Annotated in this window: 11 protein-coding genes and 1 pseudogene; all 12 read right to left on the bottom strand. The window is 71.9% G+C overall.

All coding sequences use genetic code 11. The features are described from left to right. Positions 1–254: 254 nt before the first annotated feature. The 12 genes and pseudogenes from OO54_RS36645 to OO54_RS36590 all read right to left on the bottom strand — a co-directional run bounded on the left by OO54_RS36645 (position 255) and on the right by OO54_RS36590 (position 15660). The gene (locus tag OO54_RS36645; protein WP_033211307.1) at positions 255–629 is read right to left on the bottom strand and encodes a MerR family transcriptional regulator; all 375 of its coding nucleotides are present in this window, start codon (positions 627–629) and stop codon (positions 255–257) included. Between the two features lie 32 nt (positions 630–661). After that, positions 662–1698, bottom strand: a pseudogene (locus OO54_RS44420) (MDR family NADP-dependent oxidoreductase). A 712-nt stretch (positions 1699–2410) separates the two neighbouring features. After that, positions 2411–3448 carry an aldo/keto reductase gene (locus OO54_RS36635; RefSeq protein ID WP_033211301.1) on the bottom strand — a complete coding sequence of 346 codons (1038 nt, stop codon included), beginning with the start codon at positions 3446–3448 and terminating at the stop codon, positions 2411–2413. Beyond that, positions 3445–7314, bottom strand: a complete 3870-nt coding sequence (locus OO54_RS36630) for an ABC transporter ATP-binding protein (protein WP_051787679.1) — start codon at positions 7312–7314, stop codon at positions 3445–3447. The genes OO54_RS36635 and OO54_RS36630 overlap by 4 nt, the downstream gene beginning before the upstream one ends. After that, the gene (locus OO54_RS36625) at positions 7311–8663 is read right to left on the bottom strand and encodes an LLM class flavin-dependent oxidoreductase (RefSeq protein WP_033211300.1); all 1353 of its coding nucleotides are present in this window, start codon (positions 8661–8663) and stop codon (positions 7311–7313) included. The genes OO54_RS36630 and OO54_RS36625 overlap by 4 nt, the downstream gene beginning before the upstream one ends. Beyond that, positions 8660–9436 carry an ABC transporter ATP-binding protein gene (locus OO54_RS36620; RefSeq protein WP_033211299.1) on the bottom strand — a complete coding sequence of 259 codons (777 nt, stop codon included), beginning with the start codon at positions 9434–9436 and terminating at the stop codon, positions 8660–8662. Before OO54_RS36620 ends, OO54_RS36625 begins: the two co-directional genes overlap by 4 nt. Then, positions 9412–10317: an ABC transporter permease gene (locus tag OO54_RS36615; RefSeq protein ID WP_033211298.1), complete on the bottom strand. Its 906-nt coding sequence runs from the start codon at positions 10315–10317 to the stop codon at positions 9412–9414. Before OO54_RS36615 ends, OO54_RS36620 begins: the two co-directional genes overlap by 25 nt. After that, a complete protein-coding gene (locus OO54_RS36610; protein ID WP_033211297.1) occupies positions 10314–10817 on the bottom strand; it encodes a flavin reductase family protein in 504 nt (167 codons plus the stop codon). Before OO54_RS36610 ends, OO54_RS36615 begins: the two co-directional genes overlap by 4 nt. Further along, on the bottom strand, positions 10814–11953 hold the full coding sequence (locus OO54_RS36605) for an LLM class flavin-dependent oxidoreductase (protein WP_078905543.1): 1140 nt from the start codon (positions 11951–11953) through the stop codon (positions 10814–10816). The genes OO54_RS36610 and OO54_RS36605 overlap by 4 nt, the downstream gene beginning before the upstream one ends. A 1-nt stretch (position 11954) precedes the next feature. Next, complete coding sequence (locus tag OO54_RS36600) at positions 11955–13007, bottom strand: ABC transporter substrate-binding protein (RefSeq protein WP_033211296.1); 1053 nt, start codon at positions 13005–13007, stop codon at positions 11955–11957. A 122-nt stretch (positions 13008–13129) separates the two neighbouring features. After that, entirely contained in the window at positions 13130–14080 is a 951-nt protein-coding gene (locus OO54_RS36595) for a TauD/TfdA dioxygenase family protein (RefSeq protein WP_051787677.1), read from the bottom strand. 395 nt (positions 14081–14475) lie between these two features. Continuing rightward, positions 14476–15660, bottom strand: coding sequence for an ROK family transcriptional regulator (locus tag OO54_RS36590; RefSeq protein WP_033211295.1), 1185 nt, complete (start codon positions 15658–15660; stop codon positions 14476–14478). Between the last annotated feature and the right edge of the window lie 313 nt (positions 15661–15973).

Below are 15973 nucleotides of genomic sequence, written 5' to 3'. Positions count from 1 at the left end.
TCCTTATCCGACAGGATCAACTCGGCCTTCGGCCGCCCCGTACGTGCCATAGGGCAAGCCTATACATCTGAACAGAATTCCTGACTCAGAAGACTAGGGGGTGTCTTGTCGATCACTCGGCGAGCATCGGCCTGATGGCCATGCACGTGGCATTCACAGCGTGTGACGGCTCCCGTCCCGGGTCTGCGGCGGGGCCGTCGGAGGGCAGAGCAACGTAGGCCTCGCGGTCCCGCGCGTATTCCGTCCGACGCGGATCAGGGCGCCTGCCGGGTCCGCCGGGCCAGTTCGTCGCGGCGACGGGCCAGGCGGGCGATCTCGGCGTCCAGGGCGGCGATGCGCCGGTCGACGACCGGCGCGAGGCCGCTGCCGGTCGCCTCGGCCGAGCCGCAAGCGGGGGCCGGTTCCCGGGCCAGCAGGGGCAGCCGGTCCGCACGCGAGCGCAGATCCTCGATGGTGAGGCCGAGGGCGAGCAGGTCGCGGATGACGCGGACCAGCGCCACGTCGGCGTCCCCGTACCGGCGCTGGCCGGACGGAGTGCGCTCGGCGGGCGGCAGCAGGCCGCGCTCCTCGTACAGGCGCAGCGCCCTCGGCGTCGTTCCCGCAGCCGCAGCCGCGTCACCGATCCGCACTCCCCCGTGCCCCCTCACGTGCCTGGCCTCCGCTACAACCGTACGACCACCGCGCCGAAATGGCGGCCGGCTGATCAGTTCGGGCAACGCGGCGCGGGCCGCGTGCATTCCCTCGATCTCCGTGTACGGGAAGCGGATCTCGCCGGAGCGCAGCCAGGCGCCGAAGCGGCGGGTCCACTCCTCCTCCACACCGGGGTGGTCGGCTCCGGAGTACCCGGTCAGGGTGATCCCCCGGACCACCAGGCCGAAGGTGTCGATCTCGGCGGGCGACCTGTCGCCGGCCGTGTGCGCGGACATCTGTCCGGCCAGCGCGCCGACCAGGGCCACCCGGGCCCCGGGGCGGGCGGCGTCCAGCGCGGCGGTCAGTTGCTCCCCCGCCGACCGTGTCCAGGACCACGTCCAGACCGTCGGGGGCCGCCTCCGCCAACTGCTCGGCGAACGGCCGCTGTCCGGGACCCGCCAGCAGGACGCGGTCGTAGCCCAGCTCCCGTACGAGCCGGTCGGCCTTGTGCGGCGAACGGGTGGTGCCGATCACCGTGGTGGCGCCCAGTAGGCGGGCGATCTGCCCGGCGAGGGTGCCTACGGCGCCGGCCGCCCCCGTGACGAGGACGGTGTCGCCGGGGCGGACCCTGGCCGACCGGGTCAGCGCTCCGTACGGGGCAGCTCCCTGGGCCAGGTGTGCGACCGGCGTGGGCAGGGCGTCGCCTGCGGGAACGGCTTCGGCGGCGGGCAGCAGCGCGTGGTCGCGCCAGCCGGCCAGGTGCACGACGGTGTCGCCGGGCTTCAGCGGCCCGTTCCCCGGCGCGGCGACCACCTCGCCGATGGCCGGGCCGAAGAGGGCGTCCCCGGGGGCCAGGGACGACAACGGAAGGCCCTTCGTCCGGCCGCCGATGAGCGTTCGCAGGCCGGGGAAGACCAGGAAGTGCCGGTTGCGCACCAGTACCTGGCTGGGTGCGGGTGCGGCCAGCGGGGTCCGGGACAGGGTGAAGTGCCCGGGTTCGGGAAGGCCTTCGGGAACCGAGGCGAGTCGGACCTCCAGGGTGGAGTCGGGCAGGTCTGTGGCCGTCATACGGGTCTCCGGAGTCGGTGCGGGGGCGGGGTCCGGTGACGCTAACCCCTGACCCGCGGGTGAGGGTCAAGCCTCCGGCGCGGCCCCCGGCGCGCCACTGAATGACTTGGAGCAGTGGCGGCCCGGCGGGCCACGGCAGCTCGTCGCGGGTGGCCATGGCGGCTCGTGGCCGGTGGCCGCGGCGGCCGGCCGGAGCGCTCCGAGGAGGGAGTCGCCCTCGGAGGTGTGGAGACGGACGGCGGGGATGCGGGACGACAGCCGTTCGACACGGCCCCGCGCAGGCCGTCCAGGTGGTACAGACGGCCGGTGAGGGCGATCAGGGGTGCGTCGAGGCCGGCCGTCGCAGTCGTCGCGGCCGCCGTGTCCGCGATTTCCTCGGCGGCGCGGTCGAGGATGCCGGCCGCGACCGGGTCTCCTGCCGCGGAGCCTCGGCGACGTCGGGCGCCGAGGAGGCGAGCAGCCCGGCCCGGTCGGGACGCAGCTGAAGGGCCGCCGGGAGCCCGGTGACGGGGCCGAAGCGGTCGAGTGCACGGGCCGGGAGTGCGGGGGAACCACCCGGCGGCCGTCGTGGGCGCGCAAGGTGGCCGCGCAGGGTGGCGTCGAGTGCCGCACGGCCGATCCACGCCCCGGCGTAGGCGGCGACCGCGTCGACCGCCGGCACGAGTCTGGTCCTCCTGCACGCGCTGGAGCTCGCGTGGGCCATGGCCGCCGGTCAGCGACCGGCCCGCCGTCGTGCTGTCGTGTCGTGCAGGCCCGGCGGCACGTACCCCGCGTCCCGCGCCGAGAGAGTGGCGCCCGGCGGGACGATCTTGTCGATCTCGTCCAGCACGTCCGACGGCAGCGGGCTGTCCGCCGCCCCGAGCTGCTCCTCCAGCTGGGACAGCGTGCGCGGGCCGATGATCGGCGCGGTGACCGCCGGGTGGGAGAGCACGAAGCCGAGGGCGAGCTCGATCAGGGTGATCCCGGCCTGCTCGGCCAGGACGGCCAGCGCCTCGACGGCCTCCAGTTTGGCCGCGTTCTCCGTGCTGTCGACGTCGAAGCGGCCCGGCTGGCGGGCCGCTCGGCTGGACTCCGGCTGCGGCCGGCCGGCTCGGTAACGCCCCGTCAGCCAGCCGCCGGCGAGCGGGCTCCACGGGATCACCGCCAGTCCGTACCGCTGCGCCACCGGGAGCGCCTCGGCCTCCACGCCGCGGGCCAGGATCGAGTAGGGCGGCTGCTCGGACACCACCCGCTCGCGGCCCCGCTTCTCCGCGGTCCACTGCCCTTCGACGATCCGGGACGGCGGGAACGTGGAGGTGCCGAGGTAGCGGATCTTGCCCTGGTGGACGAGGTCGGAGAGCGCACCGAGGGTCTCGTCGAAATCCGTGTCCTCCTCCGGACGGTGCACTTGGTAGAGGTCGATGTGGTCGGTCCGCAGCCGCCGAAGGCTGTCCTCGACCGCGCGGAAGATCCACCGTCGCGAGTTGCCGAACCGGTTGACGTCCTCCCCCATGCGGCCGTGGAACTTGGTGGCCAGGAAGACGTCGTCCCGGCGGCCCGCGAGGGCCTCGCCGACGATCTCCTCCGACTCGCCCTGCGAGTACACGTCCGCCGTGTCGATGATGTTGATCCCGGCGCCGAGGGCACGGTGGATGATGCGCACCCCGTCTTCGTGGCTCGGGTTGCCCCGGGCGCCGAAGTTCATCGCGCCGAGTGCGAGCGCGCTCACCTGCACGCCTGTGCGGCCGAAGGGCCGGTACGGGATGGTCATGACGTTCCTTCCGTGGGAATGGACAGCCGTCCGGGCGCTGCCCCGGATTCGGCGAGTCGGTCGATGCTCGCTGCGGTGCCGGCGGCGCGGAACGCGTCCCACAGCCGGCGGTACGGGCCGTGTGCCGCGAGCAGTTCCTGATGGGTGCCGACCTCCGCGACCTTGCCGTCCCGCAGGACGATCACCTGGTCTGCGCGGGCGGCGGTGGTGAGCCGGTGCGCCACGACGAGCGTGGTGCGCCGCCGGGTGAGCGCGGCCGTCGCGGCAGCCACCCGGCGTTCACTGGCAAGGTCGAGAGACGCGGTGGCCTCGTCCAGCAGCAGGATGTCAGGGTCGACGAGTTCGGCCCGCGCCAGCGCGAGCAGTTGCCGCTGGCCCGCGGAGAGGCCTCGGCCGCGTTCTCCGACCTCGGTCAGATAGCCGGACGGCAGCCCGGCCACCATCTCGTGCGCGCCGACCGCGCGCGCCGCGGCCTCCACCTCCGCGTCGGTGGCGTCGGGGCGGCCGTACGCGATCGCGTCCCGCACCGTCCCGCCCAGCAGGTGCGTCTCCTGCGGGACGACTCCCAGCCGACGCCGGTATCCGGCTGGATCCAGTGCGCGCAGGTCGGTGCCGTCGACCCGTACGGTCCCGGTCGTCGGGTCGTGGAAACGGGCGACGAGTTTGACGATCGTCGACTTGCCCGCGCCGGTCGTACCGACGAGAGCCACCGTCTGCCCGGCGGCGACGCGCAGGGTCGCCTCGTGGAGCACCTCGCGTTCGCCGTCCCGGTAGGCGAAGGACACCCGGTCGAACTCGATCTCGCCGCGCAGCTCACGCACGGGCAGGGGGCGCGCGGCGATGGGCGTGCCGACCGGTTCGCGCATCAGGGTGCGCAGCCTGCCGAGTCCCACGACCGCCTGCTGGTAGCCGTCGAACGCCTGGGACAGCTGCTGGATCGGCGAGAAGAACAGCTCGACGTAGAGCAAGAACGCGATCAGGGTTCCGGCGGTGAGTCGGCCGTCGCGCACTTGCCCGGCGCCGATCACCAGCACGGCCGCGGTCGCGGCCGTGCTCAGGAACTCGACGAACGGGAAGAACGTCGCCATCAACCGCTGGGCCCGCAGCCGGGCGTCCCGGAACGCCCGGGCCAGCTCGGCGAAGTCCCGTGCGTTGTGCGCCTGACGGCCGAACGCCTGGGTGACCCGGATCAGGGTGACGTTCTCCTGGAGGTACGCGTTGACCGCGCTGACCCGCTCCCGCGCTTCGAGGTACGCGGGCAACGACCGTGAGCGGAACAGTGCCGTGGCGGCGGCCAGGACCGGCAGGACGAGGAGCAGGGTGACGGCGAGCCCTGCGTCGATCACGAGCAGGGCGACGAGCACACCGAGGATCGTCAGCGCGGAGACCACGAAGGTCACCAGACCGGTCTGCAGGAACGCCGACAGCGCGTCCACGTCCGTGGTCATCCGGGTCATGATCCGGCCGGCCGGCTCGCGCTCGTAGTAGTCGAGGCCGAGCCGCTGCAACTGGGCGTACGTGCGCACCCGCAGGGTGTGGAGCAGGCGCTCACCCGTGCGGCCGGTCACCCGCACCTGGGCGACGTTGACCAGCCAGCCGAGCAGCACCACCGCCGCCGCGACGGCGGCGATCAGCAGCAGCGCCGCCGGCGCGGACCGGGTGACGCCGCTGTCGACCCCGTGCCGGACGAGTACCGGGACGGCGATCTGCGCGAGCGCGTCGGCACCGACGAGCGCGAGACCGGCGAGCAGCGGCAGACGGAACGGGCGTACCAGCGGCCGCAGCCCGAAGTCCGGGTCCCAGGCACGTGCCTGCTCGGGCGTGACCTTCGGGTCGGTGTCCACGAGCGGCAACGCGGCCAGCCGGTCCTGGAGTTCCTCGCTCGGCGGGGCGCCGCCGAGCAGACCCGCCCCGTGCCCCGTCCGGCCCGGCCCGGACGTCGCGGCGGCCTGCGCGTAGGCGGCGGCGACCCGCACGCCGACGTCCCGGCCGGTCGTGGGTGTGTCCGGGCCGCCGCGCCAGAGCTCTTCGGTCACGCCGCGCGGGCGCGGGGCCTCCGCTGCGGACGCCTCGTCCACGCCGAGTTCGCCGGGTTGCTCGTCGGGGGAGAGCAGCGACCGGTAGAGCGGACTGCGCGTCTGGAGCTCCGCGGCCGTTCCGATGTCGACGACCCGGCCGCGGTCGAGTACGGCGACCCGGTCGGCCAGCTCCAGCGTCGACGCCCGGTGGGCGATGATCAACGTCGTGCGCTGCCGGGCCAGTTGCCGCAGCCCGGTGTGGATGGCCGCCTCGACCTGGGCGTCGATCGCGGAGGTGGCGTCGTCGAGCACCAGTACGGCGGGGTCGTGCAGGATCGCCCGGGCCAGCGCGATCCGCTGGCGCTGCCCGCCGGAGAGCGTGAGGCCCTGCTCGCCGATCACGGTGTCGTAGCCGTCCGGCAGCGCGGTGATGAATCCGTCCGCCTGGGCCAGCCGCGCCGCGTGACGGATCTCCGCGTACAGGGCGTCCGGGCGACCGTAGGCGATGTTCGCCCCCACGGTGTCGGACAACAGATGCGGCTCCTCGAACACGAAGCCGATCCGGGCCCGCAGATCGGCCAGCCGCAGCTCGCGTACGTCGGTGTCGCCGACCCGGACCGTCCCGGCGGCCGGGTCGTGGAACCGCGGCAGCAACGACGCCGCCGTGGACTTGCCCGACCCGGCCGCACCGACCAGCGCCAGTGTCTCCCCCGGTTCGACCCGCAGGGTGAACCCGTCCAGGAGCGGGCCGGCCGTCCGGGCGCGGCCGAACACCACGCCGTCCCACTCAAGGGCCGGCGGCCCGTCCGGCACGTCGACGGCGTCCGGTGCGTCGGTGATGTCGGAGGATGCGTCGACGATGTCGAGCACCCGTTCCACTCCGGCGCGCGCCTGCTGCCACACGGTGAGCAGCATGGCCACTTGGCGCACGGGCGTCACGAACGAACCGAGGTACGCGGTGAACGCCACGAATGTGCCGAGGGAGATCCTGCCGTGCAGCGCCAGCCAGCCGCCCAGTGCGAGCACGGCGACCTGCCCGAGTGCCGGGACGGCCTGAAGCGCCGGGTTGTACTTGCTGGTCAGCCGGGCGATGCGGACCCGCGAGGAGAACAGGCTGCGCGACCGCCGCTCCAACGCGTCCAGTTCGCGCTGCTCCTGCCCGAACCCCTTGACGACGCGGACGCCCGCGACCGCCGCCTCCACGGTCGACGCGACCTCTGCCGCCTCCTGCTGCGCATGCCAGTGGGCAGGGAACAGGTCACGGCGGCTGCGGAACGCGATCAGCCAGAGCACCGGCCCCACGACGAGGGCGACGAGGGTCAGCAGCAGTGACAGTGACGCCATCAGCACCACCGACATGGTGAACATCAGTGCGTTGCCGAACATGTTCGGCAGGAACTGCAACAGCATCTGAATGAGCGTCACATCGGAGATGGCGCGGCTGACGACCTGCCCCGTGTGCAGAGCGTCCTGCTGGTTGCCGCCGAGGCGCAGCAGCGTGGCGAAGGCGTCGTTGCGCAGGTCGTACTGCACGCCGAGGGACACCCGTCCGGAGCAGTACCGCCGTAGGAAGCTCGCCCCGAACCGCAGCGCTCCGATGCCGAGCAGCAGCACGACCCATGGGGTCAGAGGCGCCGCCGATGCCTCCACCCCGTCCACGACATGGCGCAGGACGAGCGGCAGTACGGCCGTGGCGACCGCGGCGACCAGCGCGGCGCCGTACGCCCAGGCCAGGTCGGCGCGGTATGCCAGGCAGTACCGGGTCAGCCGACGTGCCCATCCCGGCGCGCCCGGTCCGGGGGCCGCCTGGGACGTACGGTCCGCGGCCCTACAGGGGGTGACCGTCACGCGGACTCTCCGACGGCCGGTGAGGTCGTGAACGAATCCGCGGGGCGGGGCAGTCCGTAGTGCTCGCGCAGGGTGGTACCGGTGTAGTCGGTGCGGAACCTCCCGCGTTCCTGAAGGATCGGCACGACCTTGTCGACGAACACCTCGAGTCCGGACGGCAGGACCGGCGGCATGATGTTGAACCCGTCGGCGGCGCCGTTGTCGAACCACTCCTCGATCGCGTCGGCCACCTGGACCGGCGTGCCGGCGAACGTCCGGTGCCCGCGACCGCCGCCGAGCCGGCCGATGAGCTGTCGCACCGTCAGCTTCTCTCGCCGGGCCAGGTCCACGATGAGGGTGTACCGGCTCTTGGAACCCTCGATCTCGTCCTCGGACGGCAGCTTCTCGGGCAGTGTGCCGTCCAGGTCGAGGGCGTCCGGATCGAGCTTGAACTGCTGGGCGAGTTGACGCTTGGCGAACTCGGGGCTGATCAGCCGGTCGAGTTCCCGGTCCAGGTCCGCCGCCTCGGCCTCGGTGTCGCCGATGACCGGCACGATGCCGGGCAGGATCTTGATTCCGTGCGGATCGCGTCCGTGGGCCGCGGCCCGCCGCTTCAGGTCGGCGTAGAAAGCCTGGGCCTCCTGGAGAGTCTGCTGCGCGGTGAACACCGCCTCCGCCCACCGAGCGGCGAAGGCCTTGCCGTTCTGGGAAGAACCGGCCTGCACCAGCAGGGGGTGGCCCTGCGGTGAGCGGGGGACGTTCAGCGGTCCGTCGACGCGGAAGAACCGCCCGACATGGTTGATCCTGCGGACCTTCGCGGTGTCGGCGTGGACGCCGGCGCTCTTGTCGGCCACGATCGCGTCGTCGGCCCAGCTGTCCCAGAGCCTGGTGGAGACTTCGAGGAACTCGTCGGCGCGTTCGTACCGCTCCTTGTGCAGGGGCGCGTCGTCCAGGCCGAAGTTGCGGGCCGCGTCCGCGCCGGCGGTCGTGACGACGTTCCACCCGGCCCGTCCGCCGGACACATGGTCGAGGGAAGCGAACCGGCGGGCCAGGTTGTACGGCTCGTTGTAGGACGTCGAGGCGGTCGCGATCAGGCCGATGCGCTCGGTCGCCCCGGCGAGGGCCGTCAGCAGCACCGTCGGCTCGAGCCGTCCGGCCGGCCTGCGTGCCGGGTCGCCGTGCTGGCCCGGACTGTCGGCGAGGAACAGCGAGTCGAGCTTGCCCCGCTCGGCGATGCGGGCCAGGTTCTGGTAGTGCGCGACGTCCCAGCTGGCATACGGGTCCGACTCCGGCAGCCGCCAGGCGGCCTCGTGGTGGCCGACACCCATCAGGAAGGCGTTGAGATGGAGTTCTCCGGCTCGCTTGCTCATGACTGTTCCTTCGTGCGGTGGGCGGGCAGGACGCCCAGGGCGCCCAGCAGGGTGGTGCGGTAGTGCTGGAATCCGGGGTCGCCGGGGTCGCGTTCGGCAGGCAGGTCGATGCGCAGGTCCTGGACGAAGTCGCCGTCGTCGAGGACGAGCACCCGGTCGGCGAGGATCACCGCCTCGTCCACGTCGTGGGTCACGAGCAGCACGGCGGGCCGGTGCGTTTCGTACAGGCGGCGCAACAGCCGGTGCATACGGATACGGGTCAGCGCGTCCAGGGAGCCGAAGGGTTCGTCGGCGAGCAACAGCTCCGGTTCGCTGACCAGTGACCGGGCCAGGGCGGCCCGCTGCTGCTCGCCGCCGGACAGTTCGTGCGGCCAGGCGGATTCCCGCTTGGCCAGGCTGACTTCGTCAAGGGCGGCGCGTCCGCGCCCTCGGGCGTCCTTCCCGGGCAGACCGAGGACGACGTTGTCGAGGATCTTCGACCACGGCAGCAGCCGGGAGTCCTGGAACACCAGCGAGACCCGCTCCGGCACGAGGATCTCCCCCGAGCCGACCGTGCCGTGGTCGAGACCGGCGACCGCGCGCAGCAGCGTGCTCTTGCCCGATCCACTGCGTCCCAGCAGCGCCGTGAACTCGCCGCGGGCGATCGTCAAGTCGATGTGGTCGAGCACTCGGCGGTCCCCGAAGGACCGGGTCAGGTCGGTGATGCGGACGGCGGCGGAATCCACGGCCTCGGCCACCGGGGCGCCGCTCAGGCGGTGATGGTTCGACGCCACGACAGCACCCTCCCTTCCACCAGGCGGACGAGGGCGTCGGAGGCGAACCCGAAGGTGCCGTACAGCACCAGGCCGACGAGGATGATCCCGGACTGCGCGTACTGCTGGGCCTGGAACATCATGTAGCCGATTCCCGACGTGGCGTTGATCTGCTCGACCACGATCAGGCCGAGCCAGGCCGCGGTCACGGCCAGCCGCAGGCCGGTGAAGAAGCCGGGCAGAGCGGCGGGCAGCACGACCTTGCGCAGGAACTGCCAGCGGGAGAGCCCCTGTGCCTCGGCGAGTTCCACATAGCGCGCGTCGATGGAGACCAGCGCAGCGTGCGTGTTGATGTAGACGCTCACCAGCACACCGAGCGCGATGACGACGACCTTCATCGTCTCGCCGATCCCGAGCCACAGAATCAGCAGGGGAAGCAGAGCGAGGTTGGGGATCGACCGCTTGACCTGCAGTGTGCCGTCCACGAACGCGTCACCGATGCGAGAAAGCCCGGACGCGAGTGCCAGCACGACGCCCGCCGCGACCCCGATGAGCAGGCCGAGGAGTGCGCGGCTCAGCGAAGTCTGCACGCTGTCCTGCAATCGCCCACTGGTCCACAGGTCCTGGGCGGAGTACAGGACCGATGTGGGGGACGACAGCTTTCGCGGGTCCAGCCAACCGGCTGCCGAAGCCGCCCACCAGGTGGCGATGATCAGCAGCGGGCCGAGGAGCCGGCCGAACGGGATCGACTTGCCGCGCCCGAGGCGTCGCTGGAGTGCCGGGACCAGACCGCCGGCTTCCGGGGCCGGCCCCGGCGGCGGTGCGGAGGCCGGAGGGGCCTTCTGCGGGCCGCCGGTGACGGTGGCCGTGCCTCCGCCCGTACGGGCGATGTCAAGGTTCATCGGGGCTCCCGGGATCGAGGGGCGAGCGAGCGGAACGTGCTGGAATGGAAGACGAGGGGATCCACTGAGTCGTCGAGGCGCAGGTCGTGGACGCGGAGCACGGCGATGTCGTGGTCCCCGGCGCGGACCTCGTTGTCGACCGAGCACTCGAGCCAGGCGCCGGCACCGTGCAGCAGTACCGCGCCGTCCGGTGTGGCCTGCCACGCGGCCCCGGCGAATCGCTCGTCACTCGGACCGGCGAGCCGCCGGCAGAGCGGCCCGTGTTCCGCGCCGAGCACGCTGATGCCCAGGCGCTCGGCGCGGCGCAGCACCGGCCAGGTACTGGAGGTGTGCGCCACGCATACGGAGACGAGCGGCGGCGCGAGTGACACCGTCGTGAACGAGCTGGCCGCCAGCCCGACCGGCGTTCCGTCGATCAGGGCGGCGATCGCCGTGACGCCGGTGGGGAACGCGCCGTACACGGCGCGCAGGGATGTCGTGTCGTGCAGCACTGCGGTCATACGGGAGCCTCCGTCGGGTGCGCGGCCGGCAGCCGCTGGGTTCTTCCGGCAGGCGATGCCGCATCGGTTCGGTCGGGCTCCTTCAGCAAGGGGAGCAGCTCGTCGCCGACCCGGGCGATCTCCTGCTTGTACGGCGTGTCCGACAGCACGAAATGGGTCACGCCCAGCGCCCGGTACCTCCGCAGCGCGTCGGCGACCTCCTGCGCGGAGCCGACCAGCCACGTCGTACCGGCACCGCCGCCCCCGTAGCGGCCCGGCGCCGTGTAGAGGCAGCTGTCCAGGACGTCGCCCCGTGCCGCCAGGTCGAGGAGGCGCTGCTGGCCGACCGCCGTATGGCGCCGGAACGCTTCCTGGGCACGTGGGCCCTGCTGCGCCATGTGGGCGACCTTCTCCTCCGCCGCACGCCACGCCTCCTCCGTGGTGTCCCGGACGAGGGTCGTGATGCGCAGCCCGAACTCCAGCGGCCGGTGTCTGCGTCCGACCGTCTCGGAGAGCGCACGCAGCCGGTCGATCCGCCCGGCGATGCCGTCCAGCGGCTCACCCCAGAACAGCTGGACGTCGGCCTCCTGCGCTGCGACCCGCTCGGCGGCCGCGCTCGCGCCGCCGAAGTACAGCCGGGGATGGAGTCCCTGTTCGGCGCCCCAAGGACGCGGCCGGACCCTGGATTCGTCCACCCGGTAGTGGTCTCCGTGGAACGTCACCTGCTCCTCGTTCCACAGACGGCGGACCAGCTGCAGGAACTCGAGCGTGCGCTCGTAGCGGCGCGACTGGTCGAATTCGCCGTCGCCGTACGACGCGGCGTCGTCCAGTCCGCTGACGATGTTGACCAGGACCCGTCCCTGGCTGAGCCGGTCGAGCGTGGCCGAGGCCGACGCGAAGTTCGCGGGATGCCAATAGCCGGGCCGAATCGCGATGAGCGGCTTGAACGTCGTCGTGCGGGCGGCGAGGCACGCCGCGACGGTGAAGGTGTCCGGTCGCCCCCAGCCGGTGCCCAGCAGGGCCCCCGCCCAGCCGTGGTGCTCCACCGCCCGCGCCAGCTCCGTCGAGTGGTCGAGCGTGTCCCAGCCGTCGAGGGTGTCGTCGCCGCGATGGCCGGGCTCGACCGTGTTCGGGATGTACCAGAGGTACTCGCCCATCTCAGACCTGCCCGCGGTACTCGGCGGGTGCGGCCTGCGCGGCGATGTGCTCGAACCGTCGGTCGAACAGCACGCTGACGTCGAATTTCCTGACGAAGCCCGCGCCGGACATGAGATCGGCGATCGACTGCTCCCAGGCGATGGAGGAGTCCCAGTCCGTCGGATACAGCGGCTTCTTACGTGACTTGACGATCCGTTCGCCGTCGTCCTTGGTGACGCCCTGGTCCTTGACGTAGTAGGAATCGATCCATTTCTCGGGGTTCTCCCAGGACCAGTTGTTGCCCTTGACCCAGATGGGGATGAACGCCTGGATCGCGGCCGCCTTACGGTCGTCGGCGAGCACCGACGTGGGCGCCCACAGCAGGCTCAGCAGGTCCTGGACCTCGGTGGGCAGAGTCCGCGCGCCATCCCTTTCGTACTGCTTCAGATATTTCGTCAGCGACGGCTCGGTCAGCGGGGCGAGGTCGACCTGCTTGCCCTGAAGAGCGGTCAGGAACTGGGCGCTCGGCAGGGGCACCAGGGTCACGTCCTTGTAGGAGATTCCGTTCTCCTTCAGCCATTTCAGGATCGTGACGCCCTGCGCCTGCCCTTGGGAGAAGGCGATCTTCTTGCCGACGACGTCCTTCGCCGTCCTGATGCCGCTGCCCGGCCGGGTGGTCGGGATGTAGTTGACCGCCGTGTTGTGCGAGATGGCGACGATCTTGGCGTCGACGCCGATGTCATGCGCCTGGATCGGCGGCATTCCGGCGTTGCCGGCCAGATCGACCGCCCCCGCACGGAATCCTTGAATGGTCTCCGGCCCGCCATTGAGCCGGACCCATGTGGCGGAGAACGGCAGCGGGCCGAGCGACGGCTCGGCAACCAGCTGAGCCTGCGTCGTGCTCACGCCGACGCGGAGGGCGGTGTTCTTGTCGGGTGACACGGTCGGGAGCGCGCCGAGCGTCGTGGAATCCGGCTCGTCGGAGGAGGCGCAGCCCGCGAGCGTCAGCAGCGCACCGCTGCCCAGGGCGAGAAATCCTCGGCGGTTCAACGGTCTTGAGGGGTATGTGGACATGACGGTACCGGGGGCCCTTTGCGTATTCGGCGCAACGACAGATGCGCGGTCTGGACGGGTTGCCGCCGACGCCGTGTGGCGGGGGATCCACGTGCGGCGCCGGCGGCCTGTCTTCGGCGGTGTCAGGAGGCGACGGCGACCCGGTGGTCGGCGGTGAAGGGGCGTCCGGCGACGAGCTCGGACTCGTGCCCGTCCGGTCCCACGGGGACGTCGCCGATCAGCGTGACCCGGTGCAGCCGGCGCTCGACGTCGAGGTGTTCCAGGTCGCGCGGGGCGAGGTGCGCGGTGGCCCGGTTGTCCCAGAACGCCACGTGTCCGGGCTCCCAGCGGAAGCGCACCGTGTACTCGGGCCGGGTGATCTCGGCGTACAGCAGATCCAGGATGCGCTTGCTCTCGCCGGCGGTGACGCCGACGATGTGGCTGGTGAAACCGGGGTTGACGAACAGCGCGCGCTCCCCGGTCTCCGGGTGCACCCGCACCACGGGGTGCACGGACACGAGCAGGTTGTCGTTGACGCGGCGGGCGTACTCGCTGTCCTCGCCCACCGGCCGGCTGCCGCCGTACCGGTGTTCGGCACGCAGTGTGTCCACGAACGCCCGGACCGGGGCGGAAAGTCCCTCGTACGCGGCGACGAGGTTGGTCCACTGCGTGTCGCCGCCGACCTCCGGAACGGTCTCGGCACGCAGGATGGAACCGGCGGGCGGATTCACCGCTGCGGTGACGTCGGTGTGCCAGCCGTCGAAGTAGCTGTACTGACGCTTGCGGTACTCGTCCCGGAAGTTCTTCCCGTAGCGCTGCTCGAAGCGGCGCGGATCGATGGTGAAGATCTCCGGGTGGTCCTCCGGCGGGGCGTCGTCGTGCGGGTGGGCGTAGGTGAGCTCGCCGAAGTGGCGGGCGAACGCGATCTGGGAGGAGTGGTCGAGCTGCTGCCCCCGGAAGAAGACGACCTTGTGGCGGTGGAGGGCCTGCTTGATCCCTTCGACGGTCTCGGTGGCCAGCGGTTGGGCGAGGTCCACACCGTCGATGTCGGCGCCGATGTGACCGGCGACGGGGCGGACGGAGAGCGTGCTCATGGGCGGTGTCCTTTCGGGCATGTCGAACAGGGCGCCGTTCTGCCGCGATGGCGTCGGGGCGCGCGGAATCACCTGACGGGCGCGTACTCGCAGGCGTGGAAGACACCGGGTCGGAGATCGATCCGGTGCCGGGCCGGAGTCCGGGGGAAGAAGTGCGCGGCGGTCAACGTCGCGGCGCGGACGCGCGGGGGCGCGTCGGCGGAATGCCGGTCAGCGGGCGCAACAGCCCAATCCGGCGAAGTGGTGCGCGCAGAAGGCGTTCACGGGGTGCCGGCCTGCGGCTGCCCGGATCGTGGCCCTCTGCTGTGCGTCCATGGGAGGAGTCTGCTGCCACGGCGCCGGTACGAGCAATGTTTTGTGGCGGTACGGAAGAAACCCCACTCGCTCGTTCGCGCTCATCGGGCGCTTCCGACCGTGCGCAGTCCCAACGGGTCCTGGTAGACGGCCGCAAGCACCGGCGCGGTCGCGGCCACCGCGAGCGTGTCCGTGCCGAAGGAACCGGTACGCACCTGATCGCCGTCGCTCTCCAGCTCGCGGATCAACTCGTCCAGCAGCTGCGGGAGATGGATGGTGGCGGACTCGGTCAGCACCAGGGCATCCGGGCTGATCAGGTCCAGCAGCGGCTGTACCGCGTGCGCGATGAGCCGCAGCCGGGCGCGGCACAGGTCCATCGCACGGGCGTCGCCGGCCCGAGCGGCGCGTACGAGCAGTTGCAGGTCGGGGTGCGGGATGACGCCCGCCGCGACAGCGCGCTGCGCGACGGCACGGTCGGAGACGGTGGCCTGCAGGCAGCCGGTACGACCGCACGGGCAGCGCTCTGTCGACCCGGGCACGGGCAGGTGGGCGACGCCTCCGGCACCGTACTGGCGACCCTGCAACAGGATGCCGCCGGTGGCGATCGCCGCGTCCACGGCGTTGCCCACGAACAAGTGCACCAGGTCGCCGCCGCGGACCGCGCCGAACAGGAGTTCCGCGTGAGCCAACGCCCGCGCATGGCCTTCCACATGAACCGGCAGCCCCACCGCCCGTTGCAGCATGCGCCGCAACGGGATGTCACGCCAGCCGAGCGCGGAGTTCTCGACGAGGACCCCGGCGTCCGGGTCGACCCAGCCGCCGGTGACCACGCCCAGTCCGAGCACGGAGCGCCCGCCGGCGTGGCGGCGCAGAAAGCCGGGCAGCCGACGGGCGACGTCGTGAAGGACCGCGCCGTGCTGCGGCTGCCTGGGCACCCGCTCATGCGCGATGACGCCGCCGCGCAGATCGGTGAGCGAGAAGGTGAGCCGCGGTACCGCGATGTGCACGCCCACCGCGACGTGATGCGAGGTCTCGATGTCCAGCGGGATGCGGGGGCGTCCCGGCCGAGGCCGCCGAGAAGGCTCGGGCGGTTCCCAGACCAGCCCCATCGCGAGCAGTTCGGCCGCGTGCCGCGACACGGCAGCCGCGCTCAGCCCCGTCTCCCTGATGATCGCGGTGCGCGACAGCGGGCCACTGTGCAGTACGGCCCGGAGCACGGCGGTCGCGCCGTCAGGCCGGTCGGCGGCGGGCCTCCCGCTCGGCGTCGCGATGAGCGCTGGTCGCATCGAATATCCTCGGTCCGGGGTTGGTCACACGGCGGCACGGCGGCCCCGGGAAACCGAGGGCTACCGGCGTCGGCGACAGTTCGAGAACCTCATGCCCCGATGCTCGCAAGCGCCGTCGATACCGGTCAATGATCCGGCGTTACGAGGCAATGACGGTTCTGCGAAGCCGACGTCCGGCTCCTCCCCAAGAGACGCGCCGCGTGTCCGGCCACGATGCGACCGCCGACAAGGCGCGAACTCGCCCAGCTCGTGGATCCGATGCAGCACTCCCCGGCCGTCCCGCACCCGAAGGGTGTTCCCACCGGTCGGGGCC

The organism is Streptomyces wedmorensis (assembly GCF_000716445.1).
GTDB lineage: Bacteria > Actinomycetota > Actinomycetes > Streptomycetales > Streptomycetaceae > Streptomyces > Streptomyces wedmorensis.
The sequence above is the reverse complement of the archived record's forward strand: the minus strand, read 5'-3'. Positions and strand labels throughout refer to the sequence as shown.